27 protein-coding genes are annotated in these 22833 nt (G+C 52.7%); 9 read left to right on the top strand and 18 right to left on the bottom strand.

Features of this window, described 5'->3' with window-relative positions:
* Positions 1-23: 23 nt before the first annotated feature.
* Complete coding sequence (locus tag WH298_RS01810) at positions 24-698, bottom strand: ASCH domain-containing protein (protein WP_007891487.1); 675 nt, start codon at positions 696-698, stop codon at positions 24-26.
* 570 nt (positions 699-1268) lie between these two features.
* Between WH298_RS01810 and WH298_RS01805 the strand changes: the two genes are divergently transcribed.
* Positions 1269-1967, top strand: coding sequence for a phosphohydrolase (locus tag WH298_RS01805; RefSeq protein ID WP_007891486.1), 699 nt, complete (start codon positions 1269-1271; stop codon positions 1965-1967).
* A gap of 76 nt (positions 1968-2043) precedes the next feature.
* Positions 2044-2292, top strand: a complete 249-nt coding sequence (locus WH298_RS01800) for a hypothetical protein (RefSeq protein ID WP_007891485.1) — start codon at positions 2044-2046, stop codon at positions 2290-2292.
* Between the two features lie 41 nt (positions 2293-2333).
* Here the strand turns inward: WH298_RS01800 and WH298_RS01795 are convergent, their stop codons facing one another.
* From WH298_RS01795 to WH298_RS01785, 3 genes are all read right to left on the bottom strand, one after another.
* Entirely contained in the window at positions 2334-3935 is a 1602-nt protein-coding gene (locus WH298_RS01795) for a methyl-accepting chemotaxis protein (RefSeq protein ID WP_180822053.1), read from the bottom strand.
* Between the two features lie 124 nt (positions 3936-4059).
* A complete protein-coding gene (gene dcm, locus WH298_RS01790) occupies positions 4060-5460 on the bottom strand; it encodes a DNA (cytosine-5-)-methyltransferase (protein WP_180822052.1) in 1401 nt (466 codons plus the stop codon).
* Positions 5461-5543: 83 nt separating this feature from the next.
* On the bottom strand, positions 5544-7427 hold the full coding sequence (locus WH298_RS01785) for a hypothetical protein (RefSeq protein WP_180822051.1): 1884 nt from the start codon (positions 7425-7427) through the stop codon (positions 5544-5546).
* Positions 7428-7837: 410 nt separating this feature from the next.
* Here WH298_RS01785 and WH298_RS01780 point away from each other — a divergent pair, with 410 nt between their 5' ends.
* The 5 genes from WH298_RS01780 to WH298_RS01760 all read left to right on the top strand — a co-directional run bounded on the left by WH298_RS01780 (position 7838) and on the right by WH298_RS01760 (position 10114).
* Positions 7838-8314, top strand: a complete 477-nt coding sequence (locus WH298_RS01780; protein ID WP_007891477.1) for a very short patch repair endonuclease — start codon at positions 7838-7840, stop codon at positions 8312-8314.
* Positions 8315-8384: 70 nt separating this feature from the next.
* On the top strand, positions 8385-8657 hold the full coding sequence (locus WH298_RS01775) for a hypothetical protein (protein WP_007891476.1): 273 nt from the start codon (positions 8385-8387) through the stop codon (positions 8655-8657).
* A gap of 14 nt (positions 8658-8671) precedes the next feature.
* Positions 8672-9574 (top strand): DUF808 domain-containing protein, encoded by a 903-nt coding sequence (locus WH298_RS01770; RefSeq protein ID WP_007891475.1) that lies wholly within the window; start codon positions 8672-8674, stop codon positions 9572-9574.
* 47 nt (positions 9575-9621) lie between these two features.
* A complete protein-coding gene (locus WH298_RS01765; RefSeq protein WP_007891474.1) occupies positions 9622-9753 on the top strand; it encodes a hypothetical protein in 132 nt (43 codons plus the stop codon).
* A 181-nt stretch (positions 9754-9934) separates the two neighbouring features.
* On the top strand, positions 9935-10114 hold the full coding sequence (locus WH298_RS01760) for a YodC family protein (RefSeq protein ID WP_007891473.1): 180 nt from the start codon (positions 9935-9937) through the stop codon (positions 10112-10114).
* A gap of 46 nt (positions 10115-10160) precedes the next feature.
* On the opposite strand, the gene WH298_RS01755 is transcribed toward WH298_RS01760, so the two are convergent.
* The 3 genes from WH298_RS01755 to WH298_RS01745 all read right to left on the bottom strand — a co-directional run bounded on the left by WH298_RS01755 (position 10161) and on the right by WH298_RS01745 (position 12798).
* Positions 10161-11381 carry a glycosyltransferase family protein gene (locus tag WH298_RS01755; RefSeq protein WP_049852559.1) on the bottom strand — a complete coding sequence of 407 codons (1221 nt, stop codon included), beginning with the start codon at positions 11379-11381 and terminating at the stop codon, positions 10161-10163.
* Positions 11382-11407: 26 nt separating this feature from the next.
* A complete protein-coding gene (locus WH298_RS01750) occupies positions 11408-12205 on the bottom strand; it encodes a mannosyl-3-phosphoglycerate phosphatase-related protein (protein WP_049852588.1) in 798 nt (265 codons plus the stop codon).
* A 359-nt stretch (positions 12206-12564) separates the two neighbouring features.
* Complete coding sequence (locus WH298_RS01745) at positions 12565-12798, bottom strand: DUF2525 domain-containing protein (protein ID WP_180822050.1); 234 nt, start codon at positions 12796-12798, stop codon at positions 12565-12567.
* Between the two features lie 313 nt (positions 12799-13111).
* On the opposite strand from WH298_RS01745, the gene WH298_RS01740 reads away from it, so the two are divergent.
* Positions 13112-13270 carry a YqaE/Pmp3 family membrane protein gene (locus tag WH298_RS01740; RefSeq protein WP_007891469.1) on the top strand — a complete coding sequence of 53 codons (159 nt, stop codon included), beginning with the start codon at positions 13112-13114 and terminating at the stop codon, positions 13268-13270.
* 68 nt (positions 13271-13338) lie between these two features.
* Positions 13339-13533 (top strand): protein DsrB, encoded by a 195-nt coding sequence (dsrB, locus tag WH298_RS01735; protein ID WP_007891465.1) that lies wholly within the window; start codon positions 13339-13341, stop codon positions 13531-13533.
* Positions 13534-13635: 102 nt separating this feature from the next.
* On the opposite strand, the gene WH298_RS01730 is transcribed toward dsrB, so the two are convergent.
* From WH298_RS01730 to fliJ, 11 genes are all read right to left on the bottom strand, one after another.
* Positions 13636-15339: a methyl-accepting chemotaxis protein gene (locus WH298_RS01730; protein ID WP_180822049.1), complete on the bottom strand. Its 1704-nt coding sequence runs from the start codon at positions 15337-15339 to the stop codon at positions 13636-13638.
* Positions 15340-15602: 263 nt separating this feature from the next.
* The gene (rcsA, locus tag WH298_RS01725; protein ID WP_007891461.1) at positions 15603-16238 is read right to left on the bottom strand and encodes a transcriptional regulator RcsA; all 636 of its coding nucleotides are present in this window, start codon (positions 16236-16238) and stop codon (positions 15603-15605) included.
* 629 nt (positions 16239-16867) lie between these two features.
* Positions 16868-17656 (bottom strand): flagellar biosynthetic protein FliR, encoded by a 789-nt coding sequence (gene fliR / locus WH298_RS01720; protein WP_007891459.1) that lies wholly within the window; start codon positions 17654-17656, stop codon positions 16868-16870.
* Complete coding sequence (fliQ, locus tag WH298_RS01715) at positions 17656-17925, bottom strand: flagellar biosynthesis protein FliQ (protein ID WP_007891455.1); 270 nt, start codon at positions 17923-17925, stop codon at positions 17656-17658. Before fliQ ends, fliR begins: the two co-directional genes overlap by 1 nt.
* A 40-nt stretch (positions 17926-17965) precedes the next feature.
* Positions 17966-18697, bottom strand: a complete 732-nt coding sequence (gene fliP / locus WH298_RS01710) for a flagellar type III secretion system pore protein FliP (protein WP_036621820.1) — start codon at positions 18695-18697, stop codon at positions 17966-17968.
* Positions 18698-18699: 2 nt separating this feature from the next.
* Positions 18700-19092: a flagellar biosynthetic protein FliO gene (fliO, locus tag WH298_RS01705; RefSeq protein ID WP_049852561.1), complete on the bottom strand. Its 393-nt coding sequence runs from the start codon at positions 19090-19092 to the stop codon at positions 18700-18702.
* Between the two features lie 2 nt (positions 19093-19094).
* Positions 19095-19505, bottom strand: coding sequence for a flagellar motor switch protein FliN (gene fliN, locus WH298_RS01700; RefSeq protein WP_007891449.1), 411 nt, complete (start codon positions 19503-19505; stop codon positions 19095-19097).
* Entirely contained in the window at positions 19498-20505 is a 1008-nt protein-coding gene (gene fliM, locus WH298_RS01695) for a flagellar motor switch protein FliM (RefSeq protein WP_007891447.1), read from the bottom strand. Before fliM ends, fliN begins: the two co-directional genes overlap by 8 nt.
* A 4-nt stretch (positions 20506-20509) precedes the next feature.
* A complete protein-coding gene (gene fliL / locus WH298_RS01690) occupies positions 20510-20995 on the bottom strand; it encodes a flagellar basal body-associated protein FliL (RefSeq protein WP_007891445.1) in 486 nt (161 codons plus the stop codon).
* A gap of 130 nt (positions 20996-21125) precedes the next feature.
* Complete coding sequence (locus WH298_RS01685; RefSeq protein ID WP_180822048.1) at positions 21126-22391, bottom strand: flagellar hook-length control protein FliK; 1266 nt, start codon at positions 22389-22391, stop codon at positions 21126-21128.
* The gene (gene fliJ / locus WH298_RS01680; protein ID WP_007891443.1) at positions 22388-22831 is read right to left on the bottom strand and encodes a flagellar export protein FliJ; all 444 of its coding nucleotides are present in this window, start codon (positions 22829-22831) and stop codon (positions 22388-22390) included. The genes WH298_RS01685 and fliJ overlap by 4 nt, the downstream gene beginning before the upstream one ends.
* Between the last annotated feature and the right edge of the window lie 2 nt (positions 22832-22833).

Raw genomic sequence — 22833 nt, 5'->3', positions numbered from 1 at the left:
TACGTGCGTTGCAGCGATTCGCGTTAGCGTTCAACACGCTGGAACGCAATCACCCATACCCACGGGTTCACTTCCCAACTTGTGGCGCCGTACTGTTTTTGCCACGCTTTGCGATAGGCTTCTTTCGGCGATTCGGAATTCATATTCATCGTAAAGAAGTTATTCAGGAAGTGCGTATCGGTCTGCACGCCTTCCGCCATAATGTCATCTTCACTGATATCCTGAATCTTCTCGGCACGTACCGAGGTTATTTGCAGATCGATGCGGCTAGCCCAACGCGGCATATGAATGGCGGTTTGCCAGCCAAACTGCTCGGCATTTTGCAAATTCTCATCCAGTTGCCCCAGCTCGTTGCTGTCGGCGCGATACTGGCAAAATGCCGGACTACGGAACGGCAGCGGATCGCGTTCATACTCAGCCAACAACGCTTCCGGAACGATCGGGCCGCGCCAGGTTTCACGCACCCATAAACCATCGCCAGCCTGACCAAACGGACAGTGCGAGCTGACATCGGTCATCGACATTAATTTATAACCGTGCAGATGATTAGCGCTGACGTCAAAGGCATGCACGCCTTCGTGATGATCCTGACCCGGGCCAAAGGCCTGAGTTTTCATAATGCGCCGGGTCTGTGTCTGCTGGCCAACCAGCAGGGCGCGCACCCGCTGTTCGGAAAAAAGAATCGGCCGTTCTTTCATTGCATACCTCTTATTGTGTCACAAACCCGAAAACTGCGAAGAATCCCCTCGCATCCGTAGATGTGAGCGTTAGCATAATGGGTTTGAATCAGTTTGCTTAATAATTTGTCGCCTTAGTATCAGGCTATTCTTGCAATTTTAGGTTTTAAAAATGGTTCATAAGCAAAATGTGTGCTGAAAAGGACTTCTAAAGGTTCAGAAGCCAGAATTTTTCCAGATACAGTACGTTATAAAGCCCATAATGGAAACCTTTTCAGATTATGTCGCGTTGATCTGCCCTCCCTGGAGCGGATAAATCAGCACATTTAACTAGAATAAATGGCCTAAGCGAAATTTGTACATTATTGAAATACATTACTCCTGTTAAACAGAGTTATTTAACTTAAACGGCAGTAAGGAAATGCCTAAATCGCTGCGCATGCTAGGCAACAGCTATTAACAGCGCTATAACAAGATCGGGATCTCATTTTTTCACTTTGCCCATCCAGGAAGGATGTAAAAAAAGTGTCATGACCAGGCCGCTATGATGTCCCGAGGAACCCAGATAACAGCAATAACAGGAGAAGCACGATGTCACTTACTCACTGGCAACAACGCTACGAGAACTGGCTGCAGCTGAACTGGCTGCATGATGATAAAGCCCATGATATCGCGCATCTGCGCCGCGTGTGGATGAGTGCCAAACGCATCATGCAGCACAGCGACGCCGATCCTATGGTGGTGATGACCGCCTGCTATTTCCACGATGTGGTTAACCTGCCGAAAAATCATCCTGAGCGTCATTTAGCCTCAACCTACGCGGCCGAAGAGACGCGCCGCATTTTGCAGCAGGATTTCCCTGACTTTCCCTTCGCATTGCTGGACGCCGTCGCGCATGCGGTTCAGGCCCACAGCTTCAGCGCGCGTATCGCGCCGCAAACCCTGGAAGCGAAAATTGTGCAGGATGCCGATCGTCTCGAGTCTTTAGGTGCTATCGGCCTGGCACGCGTTTTCTACACTGCCGGTGCGTTAGGAAGACCGCTGTTTGATAGCGACGATCCACTGGGCAAGGATCGCGAACTGGATGATGTGAAGTGGACGCTGGATCACTTCCAGAAAAAGCTGCTGGGATTACCACAAACCATGCAAACCGAAGCCGGGCGCTTGTTGGCTGAGCACAACGCTGATTTCCTGGTGCACTATATGGGCAAACTGTGTGCGGAGTTGCAGGGGAATTTGACCTCAATCGATGAATCGGTGTTAAGGGATTTCAGTCCCATACACTCCTAATATTAAATTTTTATGACACTCTGTTAACTTTCGTCGGCTTCCGCTACGTTGTTGTAAATCAAAAGGGAGTATGAAAATGACCGAGACCGTTAACTTAACCATTAAAATTGACCCGGCGCTGAAAGAACACATCAAACAGTTAGCCGCCGATAACCAAATCTCCATGAGCCAGGAGATCGTTAATCGCCTGCAGGCCAGTTTAGATGCGGTTGCGCAACCGGCCATTGATAGTCTGGATACGCAAGAAGCGTCATCGGATCAGCTCTCTGCCGCAGAACTGAAGCAGATACGTACGCTGCTGAAGAAAGGCAAGAAGAAGAAATAAGCCACAGACCCGTCAGATGACGGGTTTTTTGTGGCTGCGTTTTAACCATGACTGATGCGGAACTGCTGCGCGCGCTGCGCCAGCCGGTCCGATAACTCACGCAGTTGAACAGCGGATTGCACCTGATGCGCGTTCAACGCCTCGTTTTGCTGCAGTTGGCCACTCATCTCCACCACTTCTAGTGCGATCTTTTTCACCCGATGACTTTGCGCGGCGCTATTTTGCTGCAGCTCATTCAATTGCGTCACCACGCCGGAAACCGCAGCGCTGATTTGTCCGAACAGTACCTCGAGCGTTTTCACTTTATTGAAGCCATCATGCACATGCTGCTGCGTGTGTTGAATCAATCCATCGATCTGACGCGTAGATGCGCCACTTTGCTGTGACAGCAAACCCATCTCTTTGGCGACGACCGAGAAGCTGCGGCCATAAGCGCCGGCATGAGCGGATTCAATCGCGGCATTGAGTGACAGCAGCCGCGTTTGCATGGACAGATCATCCAGCATGCCCACAATCCCGGCGATGTCATCGGAAGCAGTAACAATCTGCTGCATCTGATTCTCCATGTTATCGACTTCCACCGCGCAGTTACGCATTAACGCATCCGCAGACTGTGCCTCCTGCGTTGCCTGCTGGGAGAACTGGGCGCCGATTTCCACCTCTTCTGAGACGCGATCCAAACGTTGCGACAGATGATGGAAACTGGCGTTCTGCTTCTGATGTTGCTGCATCACCTGCTCATTATGCTGCTGCATATCTTCAGCACCGGCGGCGACACTGACCGCCACGGTATTAATATCGCGAACGATCTGTTGCAGGCCACGACGCATGGTATCAATCGACAAAAACAACTGACGCGTTTCCAGGGATTGGCGGCGCGGGGTGTTATCGCAGGCCAGCAGATCACCGGTAGCGATCTGTTCCAGCTGCGTATTGGCACGCCGCAGCGGCAACAGCACGCCACGCATCAGTAAGCTGGAGGCCAGCACCAATAAGGCCATCAGTACCGCGCTGACCATCAGCGACATATTGCGGCTCTGTTTCAAGGTGCTGAGTGTGTTTTGGTTAACGCTGCTCAGTTGCTGGTTGGCCTGCTCGATTTCACTGAACCAGGCATCATTAAACTGCTGCTGGAATGCCTGCATCGGCACCATGAAAAAGGCGTTGATGTCGTTGGCTGCCAGTCCTTTCAACTGCTCCTGCAATCCTTGCGCTAGCATAGCGAAACCCTGTGCCAGCGGACTTTCGGCGTTAGCGTGGTAGGCGGCAAACTGTTGCTGCGCCTGTTGCAGCGAATCATCGGCCGCCGTGGCGAGGCTTTTCCAGCTGTCCACCGAGCCACTTTGCTGGTCCTGCATTAAATAGATGCCGGCGCGGTGGCTGTTATCGCTGGCCGTGAGCAGTTCGATACGGGCTTTATCCAGCAGGGCCAGGCGTTCACGCAGTTGATTCGCCTGTTGCAGCGAGGTTTGCGTCTGCTTGACGTGGTTGTTGAGTAGCAACACACCCGCAAATTGCAGCAGGCAGAACAGCAGAATGAACAGCAAAAACTGGCTACGTAAACTGGTGAGCCACAGCGGTATGCGCAGGGATAACCGCGCGCGCAGCCGATGCGGCAGAGAAAAAACGGACAGGAGTGACATCACACGCCTCCAAAAAATAAAACAGGAGTATTGGCAGCATGCATGACAGTTTGGTGACAGCGGGCGCGATTAAGCGGAAAACAGCATAAAGCGCGGCCCTAAATAAAATTGTGGTCCTGAATAGCTAGGCTTTTTGCGTGGTGTATTGCTCAATCAGCGGCAATAACAGCTGCGCCACCGCAGCAAATACCGGCACCACCACCGAATTGCCAAACTGCTTGTAAGCTTGGGTATCGGATACAGGAATGCGGAACTGGCTTTCGCCCGGCGCTTCAAACCCCATCAGACGGGCACATTCGCGCGGCGTTAACCGGCGCGGGCGGCGCGCCATATTGTCGGCCTGCTGGAAATCCGCTTCGCCTTGCGCGTGATCCCAGCCGCGATCGATCAAAATTTCCGAGCCATCTTTGTAATAGCGCGCCGATAAGGTGCGCACGCAGATATTCTCATTACGCGGATCGTTCAGGCCAAAACCAAAACCGTTGCCTTTAGCTTTATGCTTCTTCGCATACTGATACAGATAGTTCCACAAGATGGGCGACAGCGTATATTTCGCCTCCGGCTGCGCTTCCAGCAGACTGTGCAGCGGCGGTACATTTGGCGGATAGAGCGCTGGCAGGGCGCGCAGTGAAAAGCCGTTGCTGAGTCCGCTTTCGCGTCGAATACCCACCAACACAATGCGTTCACGATGCTGCGGCAGGAAGTGGCGCGCATCAATAATCTTCGCATCCGGCAAGCCGCTGTCGTTGGCATCCGCTACGTCGTAGCCGAGTTCATCCAGCGTTGCCATGATGATGGCGAAAGTGCGGCCTTTATCGTGGCTCTTCAGATTTTTAACATTTTCCAGCACGAAGAACGGTGGCTTTTTGGCCGCGAGAATGCGCGCCACGTCGAAGAACAGCGTGCCTTGCGCTTCGCACTCAAATCCGTGCGCGCGGCCCAGCGCATTCTTCTTGCTGACGCCCGCCAGCGAGAAGGGCTGGCAGGGAAAGCCGGCCAGCAGCACCTGGTGATCGGGAATGGTGCGATCGATATGCTGATAAATTTCCTGCTCATCGCTGATGCCTGCCGGCTGCGTGACCAGGCGGATGTCACTATTAAACTGATGCTGCTGCGGATCGCTATACAGATTGGCTTTATAGGTGCGCACCGCTTCTTTATTCCATTCGCTGGTAAACACGCACTGGCCGCCAATCTGCTCAAAGCCGCGACGAATGCCGCCAATGCCGGCAAACAGATCGACAAACTGGAAGCGGGCATCGTCATAATGCGCCGGACGTGCAGGCAGCAGCGCTTGCAGGCTGGCCACTTCAGCGCTGGAGAGCGGCGGAGCAACACTTTTACCGGCACGAATACGATTCAAACGCGGCACGTTCCAGTCGCGGCCACCGGCTTCGCTAAGTGTGATCACCACATCACGTGCGGCATAGATATCGAGCACCTGCAATAACAGCGACGTCGCGTCATCCTGAGCGGTGGTTAACGGGGAGGGCGAGACGGGCGCGGCGGGGTCGATAGCAAGCATGCGTTTTTCCTTAACAGTGAAGCGGCTATGCTATCACTCCTCAGGCGCTGATGATATTGGCGGGACGTGCCCGCCAATCGGCATTACTTCTTCTTGCGCGCTTCCAGCGCGTATTCCACGCCATTGATGCGTACTTTCACCAGCTCGGGCGTTTCGTTGTACTCCGCCGCGTTGGCTTTGGCGGCGCGCAGCAGCAATTCACCGTTGTTGTTATAACCGAAACCGACGCTTTTATTGCCGGTCCAGTGCTGCTCAAACACCACCGGTGTTTTAACCGCTTCATCCAGCTCGGCGGCTTTTTCCTCCGCGCATTTGGTAAACACTTTACGATAGAGGAAATGCACGCCAGCGCGATGGCGATCCTCACTGTTGGTATCAAGCAGGACTTTGGTAAAGCCGCTATACACCGCCACTTTGACGTAGATACGACACTCGCCGGTTTTGATCTGCTCAATATGGACTTTGGTAATCGGGCATGAACCTTCGCTATACCAGCTACAGGCAATCTGGCTATTCAGCATCTGGAAATAGATGTGGCCGACACCTTCGGCGGTGCGATCGCTGAAATCAACCTGGGTGCCGGACATGCTGTTGTATTGCGCATTGCCAATCACGCGCATATGCGCCTGCTGCGACTGCTTCAGCTGAATTTCGCCAACGCACCACCAGGCTTCTTTCGCGCTACGATTATCCATCGCATGCTGCGACGTGACGTAATCATAATTCAGCGAGCCGTTGATAATGGTGCCGCTACTATCAATCTCAATCGAACCGCGCTCATATTCCGACAGCCATTCGCTGTCGGTGGGACGCGGCGTGAAATCAAAGCCGTGGCTGCCCTGAATATTCTTTTGCAAAGTGATGGTGCGGCAATAGGCCATATTCAGCGGAGAGTCGCAGGCTTCGATATTCATCGCCTCAATAATCCACTGACCATTAGAGAGATCGCCAGGATCGCTGGAGTGTTCAATCCAGCCATTGCGAATCAGCGATTGGGTGCAGCGCGGTGCATAGATCGCCGGATGCGCGCTGTTGCGCTGAATATTAAAGTTGGAGAGTTCGATAGCGGTGGAGTGATCCCATTTGCCGTTGGGATTATCCGACCAATAGGCATGAATCAGTGAGTTCTGACAATTGCGGGCATACCATTGGTCGATTTTGCAATCGAGCGTGTCGAGCAGATCCAATCCGCGGCCGCCTAAATAACGGAACTCCATGCTGCTGACGCGCAGGAACTGACCGGCTTCAATAATATTTTTAAAGAAGCCTTTGCTATTGGCCGGCAGCGAATTTTGCAGGCTTTCGCCTTCGACGACAAAGCCGGAGATTTCAACATAGCGCGCTTTTACCGAGAACATCACTTCGTTATCTTTACGATCCGAAAGCAGTGTTGTTGTGGGAAAATAGCCGAAGTTGACTGGCGCTCCCGAAAGTTTAAAGCGGTTAACTTCCTTCGCGGCAATATCAAATTTTGAGATAAAGAATCTGCCGGCGGTAAAACGAATGCCGGTAGCGGGATAATTCTTCTGTGACCAGTTAAACATGCGCGTTACGGCTTCAAGGCAATCAGTTTTGCCATCCGCCACCGCACCAAAATCCAATACCGTGACGCTGTTATAGTCAAAAACCACTCGTTTCCAGCGCGCGCCTTTGGCGGTCACAATATTCAACCCATAATCTTCAGGCGTGGTTTTATCGGTAATGTCGTAAACGAATAGACCGCCGCCCATCGCTGTACCGGTGGTGTACTCCAGTACGGAAGCGAGCTCACCGACTTTTTTCGGCTCGGTGGCACGCAGCGCCGCGACGTCGCGCAGCTGAATAAGCGCTTCGCCGCCACCGGCATTCGCCAGTTCAAGCACCACTTTACTGAATGAGAGCGGGTTGCCATTGGCATCCAGCACCTGAAGCGTATTACTGCTGCCAGTAGGCGTATCAAGATTGGCACTGTCCGGGTTTTTTACCATGGTCAATCCTATAAAATTGGAAAGTAAATTGAGCGCGCCACAGCAGTATAATTATTTGATTGTTAATGTGTTGGTGAGTGCCATTGCTGAATTTAGTGAAATTACTGGCTGCTTTATAAGTCAAAAAAGAAGTGGATGATTTTGATAATAAAGCGCAGCGGCTGGGTGTGTTTTTACAGAATAATCGCAGCGTTATTTTATGCATGACTGGCACGAAACGGCGGTCAAAGCGTTAATGAGCCCAATCGGTTATGCAAACGGATTAATTGAATCGCGCTCGCTTTAATGCGTTTCGCTAACGTGGCCGCTGAATGCGGCTGTGCCGATGCACGCCACACTCTTTGTCTCGCGTGCTTTCGCTTTTGCCCTAAACCGCTAAAGTTGAAGAAGCGCCAAAACAAGGAAACGCCATGGCAGACGTTCATTCGCAAGCTATTCGCAGCAAAAACATGCGCGCCATTCGCAATCAGGACACGGCAATTGAACAGCGTATTGCCTTAATTCTGAAAGATCGTGGTTTTACTTATCGCGTACAGGACAAAGCCTTACCGGGCCGACCCGATTTTGTCCTGCCCAGTGAGAAAGCGATCATCTTCGTCCATGGCTGTTTCTGGCATCGACATCACTGCTATTTATTCAAGATGCCCGCTACGCGCACTGAATTCTGGAGTGGCAAAATTAACAGCAACGTCGAGCGCGATCGGCGTTATATAGAGCAACTGCGTGAAGGAGGATGGAAAGTTCTGATTGTTTGGGAGTGCGCGCTGCGCGGCAAACTGCAGCTGGCGGATGGCGCGCTTATCGAACGTCTGGAAGAGTGGCTGTTGGCCGCGACCGACAGCAGTGAAATCGATCATCAAGGCTTGCATCACTATCGCGTTGAATAGTGCGAGATTGTTGCTTTTAGCCACCATAACAGTTTAGATCTCCCTTTTCTCTGGGACGCGGAATTGAGCCATGAGCAGCATCAAACTTACCGTTAAGCGCCTGTATCAACTCCGCGATGAGCGGATGGTGAATACCCAAGCCACGGCGCGCATTTATCTTGGCGACCAGCTGGTAGCCACCGAGGAGATCAGCGGCATGACGGAAAGTCCGGTGAGCAAGTATTTGCACGCCGGCGATCTGACGGGGCCGTTACGCGTCGAATGGGACTGTGCGGGCATCGCCGATATGTCAGTGACGGCGGTTGAGCGTTGCCCCTGTTGTCAGGATCACCAACCGGAATAATAAGGAATACCATTTTGGCAGGAACCAGTTTACTCACGCTTCTGGATGATATTGCGACGCTGCTTGACGATATCTCGGTAATGGGCAAAGTTGCAGCAAAGAAGACCGCGGGCGTATTGGGTGACGATTTGTCACTGAATGCGCAGCAGGTTAGCGGTGTCAAAGCCAATCGTGAACTGCCCGTCGTCTGGAGCGTAGCGAAAGGCTCATTTTTAAATAAATTAATCCTGGTACCGCTGGCGTTGCTGATCTCAGCTTTCGCGCCCTGGCTAATTACGCCGCTGCTGATGATTGGTGGTGCCTACCTCTGTTACGAAGGGGTAGAAAAAGTGCTGCATAGCCTGAATCACGACAAATCAGAGCAGAGTCCGGAAGCGCGTCAGCAGCGTCTCGACAAACTGGCGCAGCAGGACGCAGGTGCGTTCGAAAAGGATAAAGTGAAAGGCGCGGTGCGCACCGACTTTATCCTCTCGGCGGAAATCGTGGCGATAACGTTGGGCATTGTCTCCGAAGCGCCGCTGTTGAATCAGGTATTAATCCTGGCCGGCGTGGCGATTGTCGTGACCATCGGCGTTTATGGCATCGTGGCGATGATCGTGAAAATTGACGATCTCGGTTTTTGGCTGAAGGAGAAATCCTCCAGCGTGGCGCAGGCGATCGGCGGCGTGCTGCTGGCGCTGGCGCCGTGGCTGATGAAAGTGCTGACGCTGGTGGGCACCATTGCGATGTTCCTGGTCGGTGGCGGCATTGTGGTGCACGGCATCACGCCGTTACATCACGCCATCACCGAGTACAGCGCCGGTTTCAACGGCTTTATCTCGACGCTGCTGAGCAACGGCGCCAATCTGGTGATCGGCTTTATCATTGGGTCGATCGTGCTGTTGGGCGTAAATCTGATTGCTAAGCTGCGTAGCTAGCAGTTATAAAGCGCAGGAAATTTCTAATCACGGTCAGGAGAACGATGATGAATGACGATATGTTTGAATTTGATATCGATGCACAGCTGGAACAGGCTGAAGCCAAAGCGGCAGAAAAAGCCAACGAAGTCCCCGCAGAGATCAGCGACGAAGCGGACTGCGAAGGCTGCAAAATCTGATTTTCCTGCCCAGGACGCGTTATCAAAGCCGACAATAAATCTTGTCGGCTTTTTTTATTTACAGGATTTTTAACTGCTTATTCTGATTTGGTCACACTAATAGATTTATCGTATAGGAAAATATCGCGCACCGCTGCTATACCTAATATCGTTCATTCAACGGTTAAAGGAGGGTGCGGTTATGATCTTTGCAATCAGTGACGAAGTTCAGCACAAACAGGGCGGCCCCACGATGGTGGTGACCGGCTATGCCAGCGGAATGGTCGAATGTCGTTGGTATGATGGTTACAGCGTGCGACGTGAGGCGTTTCGCAGTGACGAACTCAGTCACCTCTCTTCCGCGCAACAGCTGGCCAGTTAAACACATTCGGGACGGTTCTCGCCGTCCCGAATGTGGTTCCCCCGCGTCAAACCTTGCCGTCATTATCCTCTTCTACTGCCTGATAAATTCGCTGCAGGATGTCAGGAAACGCCGATTGCACGCGACTCCAGCTTGGAATAAACGGTTTCTCGTTGGGACGTTCAATAAACGCCTGTCCGGCATCAAGAATCGCCTGAGTAAACATCTCCACCGCCGCTTCTTCAATGTGCTGGTCAAACTTGAGGCCGTTCATGGTGGCTTCATGGTTATAGACCTCCATCATATCCAGCGCATTGCGATAGTAGGTGGCTTTCAGCACGCGGAATGAATCGCTGGTCAGCGGAACTCCCATGGTCGCCAGCTTACGCAGCAGCGACTGCACGATGTCATTACTCATGCGCTTCAATCCGCCGGTTCCGTCATCCTCAGCCAGCGGCTGATGTTTATGATCGTAGTTGTCGGCGATCTCCACCTGACAAGTTTGGCGCGTGGTGTAATTACGATAAATCTCCGACAACACGCCAATCTCCAGTCCCCAATCGCCAGGAATCTTGATGCCGTTGAGCACGTGGGTGCGCATGGCGAACTCGCCGGAAAGCGGATAGCGGAAGCTGGTGAGGTAGTCGAGATACTCGGAGTGGCCGTAAACTTTCTGTAACGAGCGCAGTAGCGGGCCCACCAGCAAACGGCCGACGCGGCCATTCAGCTTGCCATCGGCCACGCGCGCATAAAATCCTTTGCAGAACTCATACTGAAATGATGGATTGGCCAACGGATAGAGCAGACGCGCCAGCATGCCGCGTTCATAGGTAACGATATCGCAGTCGTGCAGCGCCACGCACTGGGTGCGATCGGATGCCAGCGTGTAACCGGTACAGAACCACACGTTGCGCCCTTTGCCGGGCTGGCTCGGCGACAATCCCTCTTTATCCAACTCGGCGTCCAGCGCTTTCAGGCGCGGGCCGTCATTCCATAGAATGCGGTGGCGCTGTGGCAGGCGTGAAAAGAACTCACGGGCGAAGAGAAACTGATCGCGATCGGCGCGATCGAGGCCAATGACAATCTCGTCGAGATAGGGCACTTTCGCCAGTTCATTGACGATATTATCCAGCGCCGGCCCTTCCAGTTCCGAGAACAACGAGGGCAAAATCAGCCCCATCTTGCGTTTGCGCGCGAAGCGCACCATCTCTTTTTCCAGCGATTCGACGCTGCGGTGGGTGAGATTATGAAAATTAGTAATGACACCATTCTGGTAAAAATCACTCATCGTCTCATCCTTCAGGTTTTTGGTCGTTAATCGTTAGGCGCAAGAAAATAGTCCAGCCCTTCGCGCCAGCCTTGCGGGCCGACGTGCGCGGTGTAGTAAACATGCTCGCTATCCGTGCGTTGCAGTTCTACCGGCGTTTTGCTGAAGCCCTTAATCACTACGGCGTAGTCGACACGCTCTAACATCGGCACATCATTGGGGCCATCACCTAATCCGAGAGTGATGCGCGACTGGCCTTCTTGCTCGGCCAGATGCTGCTGGATTTGCGCCAGCGCAATGCCTTTGCCGGTGCCGACGGGCATGACGTGCCAGAAACGTCCGCCCTGTGTTAAGGCGAGGTGATGCTCGGCCAGCGCCTCACGGAATGCGGCTAAACGATGCTCGTCGTCGCGCCACAGCACCACTTCGGAGGCTTCGCGTAAGCGGCTCTGACTGGCTTCAGCCAGGGTTAATCCGGTAAAGCGTGCGACGTCGGCGTCGCTAAACTGGTGAAAACCATCGAAGCGGAACTGCGCTTGCAGAGTCTTCAGCGTCTGGCACAGCGTGCGATAGGCTGCGCCAGGCTCCGTTGCGAGGATTTGATCGCCGCCGAATACCACGCGTGCGCCGTTTTCCGCAATAAAGGGGGCACCGGCAATGCCCAGCCGCTTTTGCAGAGGAACAATTTCTGCTGCGGTTTTGCTGGAACAAATCACCAGTGGGATTTGATGTTGTTTCAGACGCGCCAGCCATTCGCTGGCGGCATCCCAGTTGTAGTCATGATGATCCAGCAGTGAGCCATCAAGATCGGTCACGACCATCAGTGAAGAGTTAAGACTCAGCATCATCACACTCCTAACGCCAGTGGCATCCGTAAAGCGAAGAGTAATCAGTATAATAGCGGAATCGCGATCACACTTTTCCGCGGGGACAGGCGAGCGACAACCAGGATAATTCTTAAATGCTATTCACAGTAGATTTGTCCATGCACGGTTTGTGCACAGCAAATAATCAGTAGCGACGCGGTGCCTGCGGCGATTTAGATGAATGGTTATACGAAAATGTTCAATTTACATGCAGGGATAAGACTTGTCTTAAGTGCGCTAAGGCGTAATCTGGCTTGGTGTTAAGAATTCCCTGGTGTAACGAATTTACTGATTTACTTTACCCGGCCATCCCGCCGGGTATTTTTTTGAAATCGATTTCATCGGTTCACTTCGCTGATAGCGAAGTCGCGGATGTCGAGTTCGAAGGCTTCGGCTAACTCGGTGTAGGAGTCATAGGCCTCACCGTTTACCCTAACGCGATGAGCGTGCTCGGCTTCCATAAACTCTTTCACCTCGCCCGACGTTCTCTTCTGAATCGCTTCCAGCAGCGCATCGACATCAATATTCACGTCGCGCTGCACATTCTCGCTGTACTCTTTTGCAGTCGTCATGGCGGCCTCCCAGAGGCGATCGGATGTATTACCAGTATAGACGGTGCTGGAGAGGGGGAGGGAAGCGGAATAGCAGGCAAAAAAAAGCCCGCGCTGCGCGGGCAAAAATCCTTGTTACTTTTAGGTTGACTGCGCCTTTGGGGTTGGTGCAGTAATGAGAAGTGTACGAGCAGCCGATGTCAAAAGTCTCTCTGCGAAACGTTAAGAAAGTGAAAAGTCGCATCCTGACAAACTTTTACCTGCCTTTAAATGCAATGCGTGTAGCAGCGTCTATGCTTAGCGATTGATTGCTAAGTGTTATCAGGGAGAGAGTATGGACTTTTTACGTATTGTGATTGCGATTTTAGTGCCCCCGCTGGGTGTATTCCTGCAGGTCGGTTTTGGTGGTGCCTTCTGGCTTAATATCTTGCTAACGCTGTGCGGTTACATTCCAGGTATCGTGCATGCCGTGTGGGTTATCGCCCGACGCTGATCGCGATCAGGCGGTCATGATTATCTTCCGTTACACTGTGTCGCAGGACAATTTGTGGAGAGTAATCAATGAAGGTGAATGACCGCGTTACGGTAAAAACCGATGGCGGCCCGCGCCGTGTGGGTACGGTGCTGGCCGTGGAAGCATTTAATGAAGGCACCATGTATCTGGTGGCGTTGGATGATTACCCGCTGGGGATTTGGTTCTTCAATGAAAGCGACCATGCGGAAGGGGTTTTTGTCGAGCCGTATGAAGGGGCTTGATTAATTTTTGCCCTTACCTACTAATTCCCTCTCCCACTTGTGGGAGAGGGAATTAGTGCGGGGCAACCCGCACCTAAATCTCAAACTGCGCCCCGATCCAAATTAAAACGTTTCCCAATTATCATTCCCCGACGTCGCCAACGCCGGACGTGGCGCCAGATTCGGCGTGCGTAAGGCGGACTGGGCGGCTTTAGCAACCTGCGCCACCGGCGTGTCATTCAAGCGGAACACCGCCACCGCCTGCGTCAATCTACCGGCCTGATCTTCCAGCGAGGCCGCAGCCGAAGAGGCTTCTTCAACCAGCGAGGCGTTCTGCTGCGTCACGTTATCCATTTCGGTCACCGCCAGACTAACCTGCTGAATGCCACGGCTCTGCTCATCTGAGGCGGCAGCAATTTCCGCCATGATGTCGGTAACGCGACGCACCGCTTCAACAATTTCACTCATGGTGTTACCGGCTTCACCGACCTGGCGCGAACCGTTGGTAATTAATCCCACCGATTCCGCAATCAGCGTTTCAATCTCTTTGGCGGCCTGCGCACTGCGCTGGGCGAGGTTACGTACTTCGCTGGCAACCACCGCAAAACCGCGACCCTGTTCACCCGCACGCGCCGCTTCTACGGCGGCGTTGAGCGCCAGAATGTTGGTCTGAAACGCGATGCTGTTGATGACGTTGGTGATCTCCGCAATCTTCTTCGAACTGCCAGAGATATTGGTCATGGTCTGTACCACGCCGCTCACCAGGTCGCCGCCGCTGCGTGCTTTACCTGAGGCATCTACGGCCAGCTGGCTGGCATGATGGGCGTTCTCGGCATTCTGCTTCACCGTCGCGGTTAACTGCTCCATGCTGGCGGCAGTTTGCTCCAGTGCGGAGGCTTGTTCCTCAGTGCGCGAGGAGAGATCGGTGTTGCCGGCCGAGATCTCGCTAGAACCCTGGTAAATCGCCACCGCACCTTCACGCACCGTTCCCACGGTGCGCACCAGCGACGCCTGCATCAGCTGCAGGTTATGCAGTAAGCTGCCGATCTCGCTGCGACCGTAGGCCTGCTCCGGTGCCGTTAAGTCGCCTTGCGCGATGCGCTCAATACGATCAACCGATTGGCGCAGCGGTGTAATCACCACGCGACGCAGGAATACAAAGGTGAGCAGTACCAGCACCAGCGCCGCAGCAAAGGCAATCGCCATGGCAATAAAGCCGACGCGCGATTGATGGGCGGCTTCGGCGTTAATCGTTTCTGCGCGGTCGGTGCGGATCTTAATCGCTTTCAGCAACACCGCGTTGTAAGCATCATCCAGCTTGCGCGTCACATCCGTTTCCTGCGCCACGATGCCCTCGAAGCTGCCTTGTTTGGCCGATTCAATCATCGGCTTCAAGCCTTTATCGATGTAAGCATTAAAGCTGGCCGTCAGCGGCTCATCGAGCGCAATGTCGGCCGGGGTTTTCGCCTTACGATCCATATACAGCTTGAAGCCTTCACGCGCCTGCTTAATACGTGTTTCGGTGCGCGCTAAATCGGCACGATAGCCATCCATCTCGCCAATACGCGCGGCGGCGCCAGATTGCAGCACATTCAGACGCGCGGTGCGCAGATGGTTTGAGCTGTTAGAGATGCCCATACGAATTTGAATTTCTTCGGTGGCATCATTGAGTGAATTATTACTTTGAATCAAAAAGTAGCTGGCGAGTCCAATGCACAGGGCAAAAAGCAGCAGAATGCCACCAAAGATCATACTGAACAGAGGCATCAGGCGCAGGTTCTGCCAGATGCTGAGCTTATATTGCTCATCAATCGATGCTGTTTTCATATCCTTGCTCTCATGTAGGTAGGTGTTATGAGAGTAAGCATCGGCAGGTGAGGGGAAAGGATTAGGCAGGAAAGTGGGATCAAACCCGCAAAACGAAAAAAGGCCAATCCATTGGATTGGCCCTTCACCCCTTCATACTTCAAGCTGCAGGCGCATTGGCTGCAGGTGTACACCCAAGTCACTTATTTTAGTAAGCGCCGAGCGTTCACCGCGTTGCTGCCTGTCTGTAGCTCAAATTATTCCGGTAAATTAACGTTGAGAAATTATCGCACGTTAACATAAATCCCTGAGGTGACATTATCAGTCAAACGTACCACATGATAAATTACCTGCTTATTATGGGTTTTAATTTTACGTTTAATATTACCTTTGTGTGACGAAACCGTTTTGGCTTTAATTTGCATCTGGTCTGAAATTTGAATGGTGTCATGACCTGACATCCACATTTTCAGCATATTCGATTCAGTCTGACTTAATGTCAGTGGATGCACGTCGAGCCCGGCAGAAATACGCGGCGAAGCGTTGAGTTTCTTTTGCAAGTAGGTTCCTAATAAGGAATCCAACGTCGAAGTTTTTATCGATTTTGATGTAATAATCAGGTTCTTACGAACGTAGAGGTATTCCTCAAAATGGATATTCGAGATCGCCATGAATATAAAGAATAAGGTATCTGGATGCTGCATAATAATGGCACGAATACGATCGCTAGAATCAGATTCGTGAATAAAGCACTCTTCGTTGATAAACACGACACCCGGCTTTATTTGCTCACATCTTTGTTGCAATTGTTCAATGTCAGACACAGGAGTAATATTTTTCTTTTTAACTCCTTTAGCTGCCATATAGTCAGACAATCCGAGGCGTGTGTAATTACATGAATCCATAATAATCGTTGGCATTATAGCGACCCTCACCAATTTGTTATCCGTTTAAATCAACGATGAATACGCGTTTGCGGTACGAGAGAAATTTCCAAAGACACTTTTTTATTCTGCTCAGCAGATTGGCGTTAGTTATCCATGCGCCATCATGACTCTTCCCTGAACCGTGCTGCGAAGTTATTTTTTATAGTACATCCACGTCACTCTAAACCCAGCCATAGTGGGAATGGCTGAGCATTTGCATTAAGTGTTTAATTCGCTCTGTTTTGAGAGCCCTGTCACTATCGCGCAGATCACAGACAAATCTGATAGGACAAATCTTAAAAACATTTGTAATGCGAAAGTGTGACGCTTTAGCGAGCGTTGACAATGCCGGAAAAAAGGGATTTAGACAAGAAAAATCGCTGTGAATTTTTTTTGTTTAAAAACAGCCCTTTGAGCATTTAATCAACCAATTCCCAAGGTTTAGCCCCTTAGGAATCGTCTGACTAAAATACGCGAAGCGCGGTTTAATAAGAATAATTTTCACCTAAAATGCGCACTTATCAGAATTTCCTCAGTTGATTTCTGAGAAATATGGTTCGAAAAATGCACTGACTGATTTTGATTGCTTAACTATTACTTAAGGACGCCTACAGAATAGTTAATCAACCAGCGCGGGAAAGTTCTGACATAAACTGGGCGAGTAAATCAAAGACTTCGCTGAACAGATGTTCACAGAAGGGAGCAAGCAGCGGCATCATCAACCCTACACTCAGGATGCCCACCGTTAAGGTAATCGGGAAGCCAACCGCGAAAATGGAGAGCTGTGGTGAAACACGGTTTAACAAACCTAGTGCCATGTTTAGCGTGAGGAGCAGAACTATTAAGGGCAGCGCTAACATCATGCCATTAAGGAAAATTAATCCGGCGGCTTTGACTAACGCCATAAAGGCGTTGGCGTTGAGAGGCTGATCGCTGATCGGCAAAGTATGAAAACTGTCCACCAACAACGAGATCAGCCAAAGATGGCCATTGAAGGTCAGGAACAGCAGCATCGCCAGCATATCGAGAAAACGCGCCAGCACCGGCATGTTTAACCGGCTACCGGGATCAAAGAAGGTGGCGAACGACAAGCCCATCTGCAAACCAATCACTTCACCCGCCATCCGTACCGCGGCAAAGGCGAACTGCATCGTTAGACCCAGGCTTACGCCAATCAGCAGCTGCTGTAACAGTAACCAAAAGCCTGCAGGGGTAAATAGAGTGGCTTCAACCGGCGGCAATAGCGGAATGATGATCCAGGTGGTCACTACCGCCAGACCAATTTTGACGCGCTTGGGAATCGATTTTTCACTCAGCACCGGCGCGCTGGCAAACAGCGCCAGCAAACGCACCATCGGCCAGAAAAATTGCGCGACCCAATGAATCAGCTGGCTGCTATCGAGGTTAATCATCAGCCAATGATGTAAGGCAGGTTGTTAAACAGGGTACGCATATAGTCCAGCATCAGATTCAGCATCCATGGACCGGCGATCACCGCGGTGGCCGCAACGGCCAGAATTTTCGGGATAAAGGAGAGCGTTTGTTCGTTGATCTGGGTTGCCGCTTGCAACACGCTAATGATCAAACCGCTAATTAACGCGACCAGCAACATCGGTGCAGCCATCAACAGGGCGACACGCATTGCTTCCTGGCCCATAACCATCACTGATTCAGGTGTCATGCTGCACTCCTAAGGAAAGAAAGGTGAGGGCGATTGCCACTCAAGAGTAAAAGCTTTGCGCCAGCGAACCCACCAGCAGCTGCCAGCCATCCACCAATACAAACAGCATCAGCTTGAACGGCAGGGAGATGGTCGCGGGCGGCACCATCATCATCCCCAGCGCCATTAACACGCTGGCGACCACCAGATCGATGATCAGGAAAGGGATGAACACGGTAAAACCAATCTGGAAGGCGGTTTTCAGTTCACTGGTGACATAAGCCGGCAGCAGAATGCGCATCGGCACCGCTTCCGGGCCTTCAATTGGCGCGGTATTGGCGAGACGGGCAAACAGCGCCAGGTCGGCTTCACGCGTTTGACGCAGCATAAATTCGCGCAGCGGCTGCGCGCCTTTATCGATGGCGTCAGCCATGCTGATTTTGTCCTGGCTGAACGGTAAATAGGCGTCGGAATAGATCTTGTCGAAGGTCGGCGCCATGATAAAGAAGGTCAGAAACAGCGCCAGGCCTAGTAGCACCTGGTTCGGTGGCGCGGAAGGCGTGCCGAGGGCGTTACGCAGCAGACCAAACACAATAATGATGCGGGTGAAGCTGGTCATCATCAGCAACACCGCCGGTATAAAGGTCAGCGAAGTGATGAACACCAGCGTCTGTACCGGCAGCGACCAGCTCTGTCCGCCATTAGCCAGCGGTTGGCTGATTAAGCCCGGCAGCTGCGCATGGGCAACCGGTGCCAGCAATAAAAGCGGCAGAAGAGCGAGTAATCGACGCATCATTAGGGTTTTCCGGGACGTTTAACCAGGTTCTGGAACAGCTGACGAAAATCTTGTGGTGCTACGCTGTTACCGGTTTGTTCTTCCGGCGGCAGCGGTGGCAAAGAGTGCAGATGGGTGATTTGCTGCGCGGTGACGCCCAACACCAGGCGTGCATCGGCGGTATCCACAATCACCACGCGCTCACGCTGGCCGACCTGCACGGTGGCGCTGACTTTTAACGCCTGGCCAGTCACCGTTTTCGGCGCAAAACCCAGGCGTTTAGCCAGCCAGCCGCAGGCCAGAATCAGCAGAACAATCACCGCCAGCACGCTGCTGACTTGTCCAATCACCGAACCGGTGGAGACCACCGGCTGGCTGTGAACCGGCTGTTCGCTTTGCGTGTTCTTCAACATGCTTAACGGCTCAGACGACGCATACGTTCAGACGGGGTGATGATGTCGGTGATGCGCACGCCATATTTGTCGTTTACCACCACCACTTCACCCTGGGCGATCAGATAACCATTGATCAGAATATCCAGTGGCTCACCGGCGAGGCCATCCAGCGCCACCACGGAACCCTGCGTCAGACGCAGCAGCTCTTTGATGGTCATCTTGGTGCGGCCCAGCTCCACGGTCAGTTTGACCGGGATGTCCATAATCAGATCGATATCCTGCAGCGAACCGCTGATGCCAGGATTCTCTAACGATTTGAACACATTCTCGGTCGGATCAGGCGCGCTGGTCGCGGTCTGTTCGTTCATAGCTGCAGCCCACAGATCGTCCGCGGAGATGTCGTCATCGGACGGTTTCTTGCTGTCACTCATCGGGCTGTTCCTCGTTCAGCGAATTCAAAATCGGGTTAATCAAATGTTCTACACGCAGGGCATACTGGCCATTAATGGTGCCGTATTGGCTGGTCAGTACCGGTACGCCATCAACGTGAGCAATGATGCGGTCCGGCTTCTCAATGGGCAGGACGTCACCAGGTTTCAGCTGCAAAATGCGTGACAGACGCAGCGATGTTTCAGCGAAGTGGGCAATCAGCTCCAGCTCCGAGTGCTGCACCTGTTTCACCAGATTGTCGCGCCAGTGGTTATCTTCCTGACGTGAGTTTTCCAGCGGTGGATTGACCAACAGCTCGCGCAGCGGCTCAATCATCGAAAACGGAATACAGATATTGAATTCACCCACCAGGTTACCAATTTCCACCTGGAACGGCGTGTTGACCACGATATCGTTCGGGGAAGTGGTGATGTTGGTGAACTTCACCTGCATCTCTGAACGCACATACTCCACGTCCAGCGGATAAATCGCCTTCCAGGCGTCGCTGTAGCCATCCAGCGCCAGCTTCAACATGCGGCGGATGACGCGCTGTTCGGTATGGGTAAATTCACGGCCTTCTACTTTGGTCGGAAAACGACCGTCGCCGCCAAACAGGTTATCGACAGCAATAAATACCAGGCTCGGTGAAAACACCACCAGTGCCGTACCGCGCAGCGGCTTCAGGTGGATCAGGTTCAGGTTGGTTGGCACCGGCAGGTTGCGGGCAAACTCGTGGTACGGCTGAATCTTGATCGCACCCACGCTGATATCTGGGCTACGGCGCAGCAGGTTAAACAGCGCCATACGGAATTGACGGGCAAAGCGCTCGTTGATGATCTCCAGCGCCTGCAGACGCTCACGTACCACGCGACGCTGGGTATTGGGATCATAGGGGCGGATATCGCCATCGGCCCCTTTGGAACTGTTCTCTACTTCCGCACTGTCACTGTCGCCATTAAGCAGCGCGTCAATCTCAGCCTGGGAGAGAATGCTATCGCCCATTAAATCACCTCAAAATGAAGGCGGTAAACAGCACGTCACTGACGGCCTGAGCCGGTTGACCTTTTACCAGCGGCGGCGCCAGCACCTGTTTGATCTGCTCAACCAGGGCCTGTTTGCCTTGCTCTGTTGCCAGTGCCGTCGCGTTTTGACGCGACAGCAGTAACAGCAGACGGCTGCGCACTTCCGGCAGGTAATCATTCAACCGACGACGGGTATCCTCATCGGGCAGACGCAGGGTGAACCCCACGTACAGCACGCGGTCAGGATCGTTGTCAGGATTGACCAGGTTTACTGTAAACGTATCCATTGCAAAAAATACTGGAGCAGCCGGTGGCTCGACTTTCGCCGCTTCCGGTTGGCTACCCTCGTGTTTATTCATCATTCGCCAGACTGCATAGCCTGCCACGCTGCAAGCGGCCAGCGTTACAATCAGTAACACCGGTAGTAGTAGTGAACGTTTGCGGCCTTTAGCTTTCGCGTTATCAGACATGTTTGCAGTTACTTCCTGTGAATTATGGGCAAGCCTCTCGGCTTACCTGGACAGATTATCCCGCGTCTTAAGTCAAACAATGGGAAGAAAAGACGCGGGTTTTACGCTTACCTTCAGCGTTTAGCGGCTGTCAGGCAAAGATATCGACAGCGCCGTTACCGGCCACGCGCGCTTGAAGGGCTGCCGGGACGGCAATAGGCGTTATCTCGTTGTCACTGTCCTGGGAGAGGGTAAAGCTGCCGTGCTGTCCGTCACGACGTCCTTCCTGTTGGCCCTGATAACTCTGGCCCTGTGCGAAGGCGTCGCTGCTGACGTTACTCTGTCCCAGGTTAATACCGCTCTCCGCCAGCGCTGTACGCAGTTGAGGGAGAGCCGCTTCCAGCGCGGCCCTCACTTGGCTGTGGCTGGAAACCATACTTAAATGTGCCTGATCCTTATCAAGGCTCAGGCTGATCTGAATCGCGCCCAGATCCTGCGGATGTAAGCGCAACTCGGCGTTCTGCTGCCCGTTGCGGCTAAACATCACAATCTGCTGACTCAGCGCTTGCTGCCATTCGTCGCTGCCGAGCTGCGCATTCAGCATCGGTGTCGACGGCGTGGTGCTGGTCGAGGCGGTGCTGGTCACCAGCGAACTGCTGCTGCTGAGCGGGGCGCTGGTCAACGGCGCAACCGGGTCATCACTGACCGGCGCGGCGCTGCGCTCTTCCGGCTTGCTCAACGCATTCAGCACCTGCTTAAAACTTTCATCCAGCGTCAAAGCGCCGTTATTGTTTGTCGATGTGCTGACGCTGCTGCTGGTTTGCGTGCTGGCAGCCGTTTGCGTTAAGCGCGTTCCTGCATCGCTGGCTTGACTCTTTGCGCTATCCGGCTGCGTTGCTTCTTCTTTTATTGCACTTTCCAGCGAACTACTTAACAGTGCTGAATTAAGCGAAGCGCGCGTGTCGGTTTTGCCGGCACTAACGCTTTCTGTTTCCGCCGTCTGACTGCTGCGGTTCTCAACCGCCACCGGCAACATGGCAAATAGCGCCTGCACATTCTGTAAGTCGCTGGCAGTTAACGAACTTGCCTCAGGCTTATCTTTATCATCGGCTGATTTCAGCGTGGCTTTAGTGTTTTCCGGCTGTAAAAGTGCGTTTAACGCATCCGGTTTCTCCAGCGCCTGCAATAACGCGCTTAACGAGGCTTTGCTGGCGTCTTTTTCATCAACTTCTGCTGGCAGATCAGTTGATTGCGTGTTAACAGCTTGTTGCTTCGCCAGCGTCAGCAAGCGGTTACCCAGTTCGGTAATAAAACCCTGCGGCAGCGTATCCGTGGCCGCCAGCAGATCTGATGAAACTGAAGTGTCAGCGTCTCCCAAACCCGAGGTTTGCGTAGCAACTGTTGGCAGCGTAATCATTCGCCTTTCCTCAATGCGGCCCGTTGGGCAAATTCATCCATCCGTTTCTGATCGAGACGGTTTTCTTGTCGTAATGCATTTTCTTCAGCGCGGGTAATCAGCGTTTGATAGGCATTGAGTCGCTTATGCTTTTCGCGCCAGTTGCTCAGCGCGGTATCGAGACGCTGATTCCACTGTGAGAGCTGTTGGCGATGCTGATCGATGGCTTTTTCCAGCGTCTGAATAAACTGGTGATAATTGGTCCAGCGGGTGCTGGCGATGCCGCCGGACATATCCTGATTGAGCTTATTGCGATACTCATCCTGATAATCCAGCAGCATGCTGAGTTGTTCATCGGCCTGCTGCACGCCGCGGCGCATATCACCGAGGTGAATCACCGCACTCTCCAGTTCTTGCTCCGCCATATCGCGCAGCTTATTGATCGCACTGGTGGTTTTCATGG

It is taken from the genome of Pantoea nemavictus (assembly GCF_037479095.1).
Lineage (GTDB): Bacteria > Pseudomonadota > Gammaproteobacteria > Enterobacterales > Enterobacteriaceae > Pantoea > Pantoea nemavictus.
Note: the sequence above shows the minus strand (reverse complement) of the source record. Positions and strands in the feature narration are given on the sequence as shown.

Excerpts from the sequence above, each read along its gene's own strand:
- WH298_RS01750 (WP_049852588.1), bottom strand. The coding sequence starts at position 12,205 with ATGCTGAGTCTTAACTCTTCACTGATGGTCGTGACCGATCTTGATGGC.
- WH298_RS01730 (WP_180822049.1), bottom strand. The coding sequence starts at position 15,339 with ATGAAAACAGCATCGATTGATGAGCAATATAAGCTCAGCATCTGGCAG.
- fliR (WP_007891459.1), bottom strand. The coding sequence starts at position 17,656 with ATGATTAACCTCGATAGCAGCCAGCTGATTCATTGGGTCGCGCAATTT.
- WH298_RS01740 (WP_007891469.1), top strand. The coding sequence starts at position 13,112 with ATGGACTTTTTACGTATTGTGATTGCGATTTTAGTGCCCCCGCTGGGT.
- WH298_RS01775 (WP_007891476.1), top strand. The coding sequence starts at position 8,385 with ATGAGCAGCATCAAACTTACCGTTAAGCGCCTGTATCAACTCCGCGAT.
- fliO (WP_049852561.1), bottom strand. The coding sequence starts at position 19,092 with ATGTTGAAGAACACGCAAAGCGAACAGCCGGTTCACAGCCAGCCGGTG.
- WH298_RS01745 (WP_180822050.1), bottom strand. The coding sequence starts at position 12,798 with ATGACGACTGCAAAAGAGTACAGCGAGAATGTGCAGCGCGACGTGAAT.
- WH298_RS01760 (WP_007891473.1), top strand. The coding sequence starts at position 9,935 with ATGATCTTTGCAATCAGTGACGAAGTTCAGCACAAACAGGGCGGCCCC.
- fliJ (WP_007891443.1), bottom strand. The coding sequence starts at position 22,831 with ATGAAAACCACCAGTGCGATCAATAAGCTGCGCGATATGGCGGAGCAA.
- rcsA (WP_007891461.1), bottom strand. The coding sequence starts at position 16,238 with ATGCCAACGATTATTATGGATTCATGTAATTACACACGCCTCGGATTG.
- WH298_RS01800 (WP_007891485.1), top strand. The coding sequence starts at position 2,044 with ATGACCGAGACCGTTAACTTAACCATTAAAATTGACCCGGCGCTGAAA.
- WH298_RS01795 (WP_180822053.1), bottom strand. The coding sequence starts at position 3,935 with ATGTCACTCCTGTCCGTTTTTTCTCTGCCGCATCGGCTGCGCGCGCGG.
- fliM (WP_007891447.1), bottom strand. The coding sequence starts at position 20,505 with ATGGGCGATAGCATTCTCTCCCAGGCTGAGATTGACGCGCTGCTTAAT.
- WH298_RS01805 (WP_007891486.1), top strand. The coding sequence starts at position 1,269 with ATGTCACTTACTCACTGGCAACAACGCTACGAGAACTGGCTGCAGCTG.
- WH298_RS01780 (WP_007891477.1), top strand. The coding sequence starts at position 7,838 with ATGGCAGACGTTCATTCGCAAGCTATTCGCAGCAAAAACATGCGCGCC.
- fliQ (WP_007891455.1), bottom strand. The coding sequence starts at position 17,925 with ATGACACCTGAATCAGTGATGGTTATGGGCCAGGAAGCAATGCGTGTC.
- WH298_RS01785 (WP_180822051.1), bottom strand. The coding sequence starts at position 7,427 with ATGGTAAAAAACCCGGACAGTGCCAATCTTGATACGCCTACTGGCAGC.
- dsrB (WP_007891465.1), top strand. The coding sequence starts at position 13,339 with ATGAAGGTGAATGACCGCGTTACGGTAAAAACCGATGGCGGCCCGCGC.
- fliN (WP_007891449.1), bottom strand. The coding sequence starts at position 19,505 with ATGAGTGACAGCAAGAAACCGTCCGATGACGACATCTCCGCGGACGAT.
- WH298_RS01810 (WP_007891487.1), bottom strand. The coding sequence starts at position 698 with ATGAAAGAACGGCCGATTCTTTTTTCCGAACAGCGGGTGCGCGCCCTG.
- dcm (WP_180822052.1), bottom strand. The coding sequence starts at position 5,460 with ATGCTTGCTATCGACCCCGCCGCGCCCGTCTCGCCCTCCCCGTTAACC.
- WH298_RS01755 (WP_049852559.1), bottom strand. The coding sequence starts at position 11,381 with ATGAGTGATTTTTACCAGAATGGTGTCATTACTAATTTTCATAATCTC.
- fliP (WP_036621820.1), bottom strand. The coding sequence starts at position 18,697 with ATGCGTCGATTACTCGCTCTTCTGCCGCTTTTATTGCTGGCACCGGTT.
- WH298_RS01765 (WP_007891474.1), top strand. The coding sequence starts at position 9,622 with ATGAATGACGATATGTTTGAATTTGATATCGATGCACAGCTGGAACAG.
- fliL (WP_007891445.1), bottom strand. The coding sequence starts at position 20,995 with ATGTCTGATAACGCGAAAGCTAAAGGCCGCAAACGTTCACTACTACTA.
- WH298_RS01685 (WP_180822048.1), bottom strand. The coding sequence starts at position 22,391 with ATGATTACGCTGCCAACAGTTGCTACGCAAACCTCGGGTTTGGGAGAC.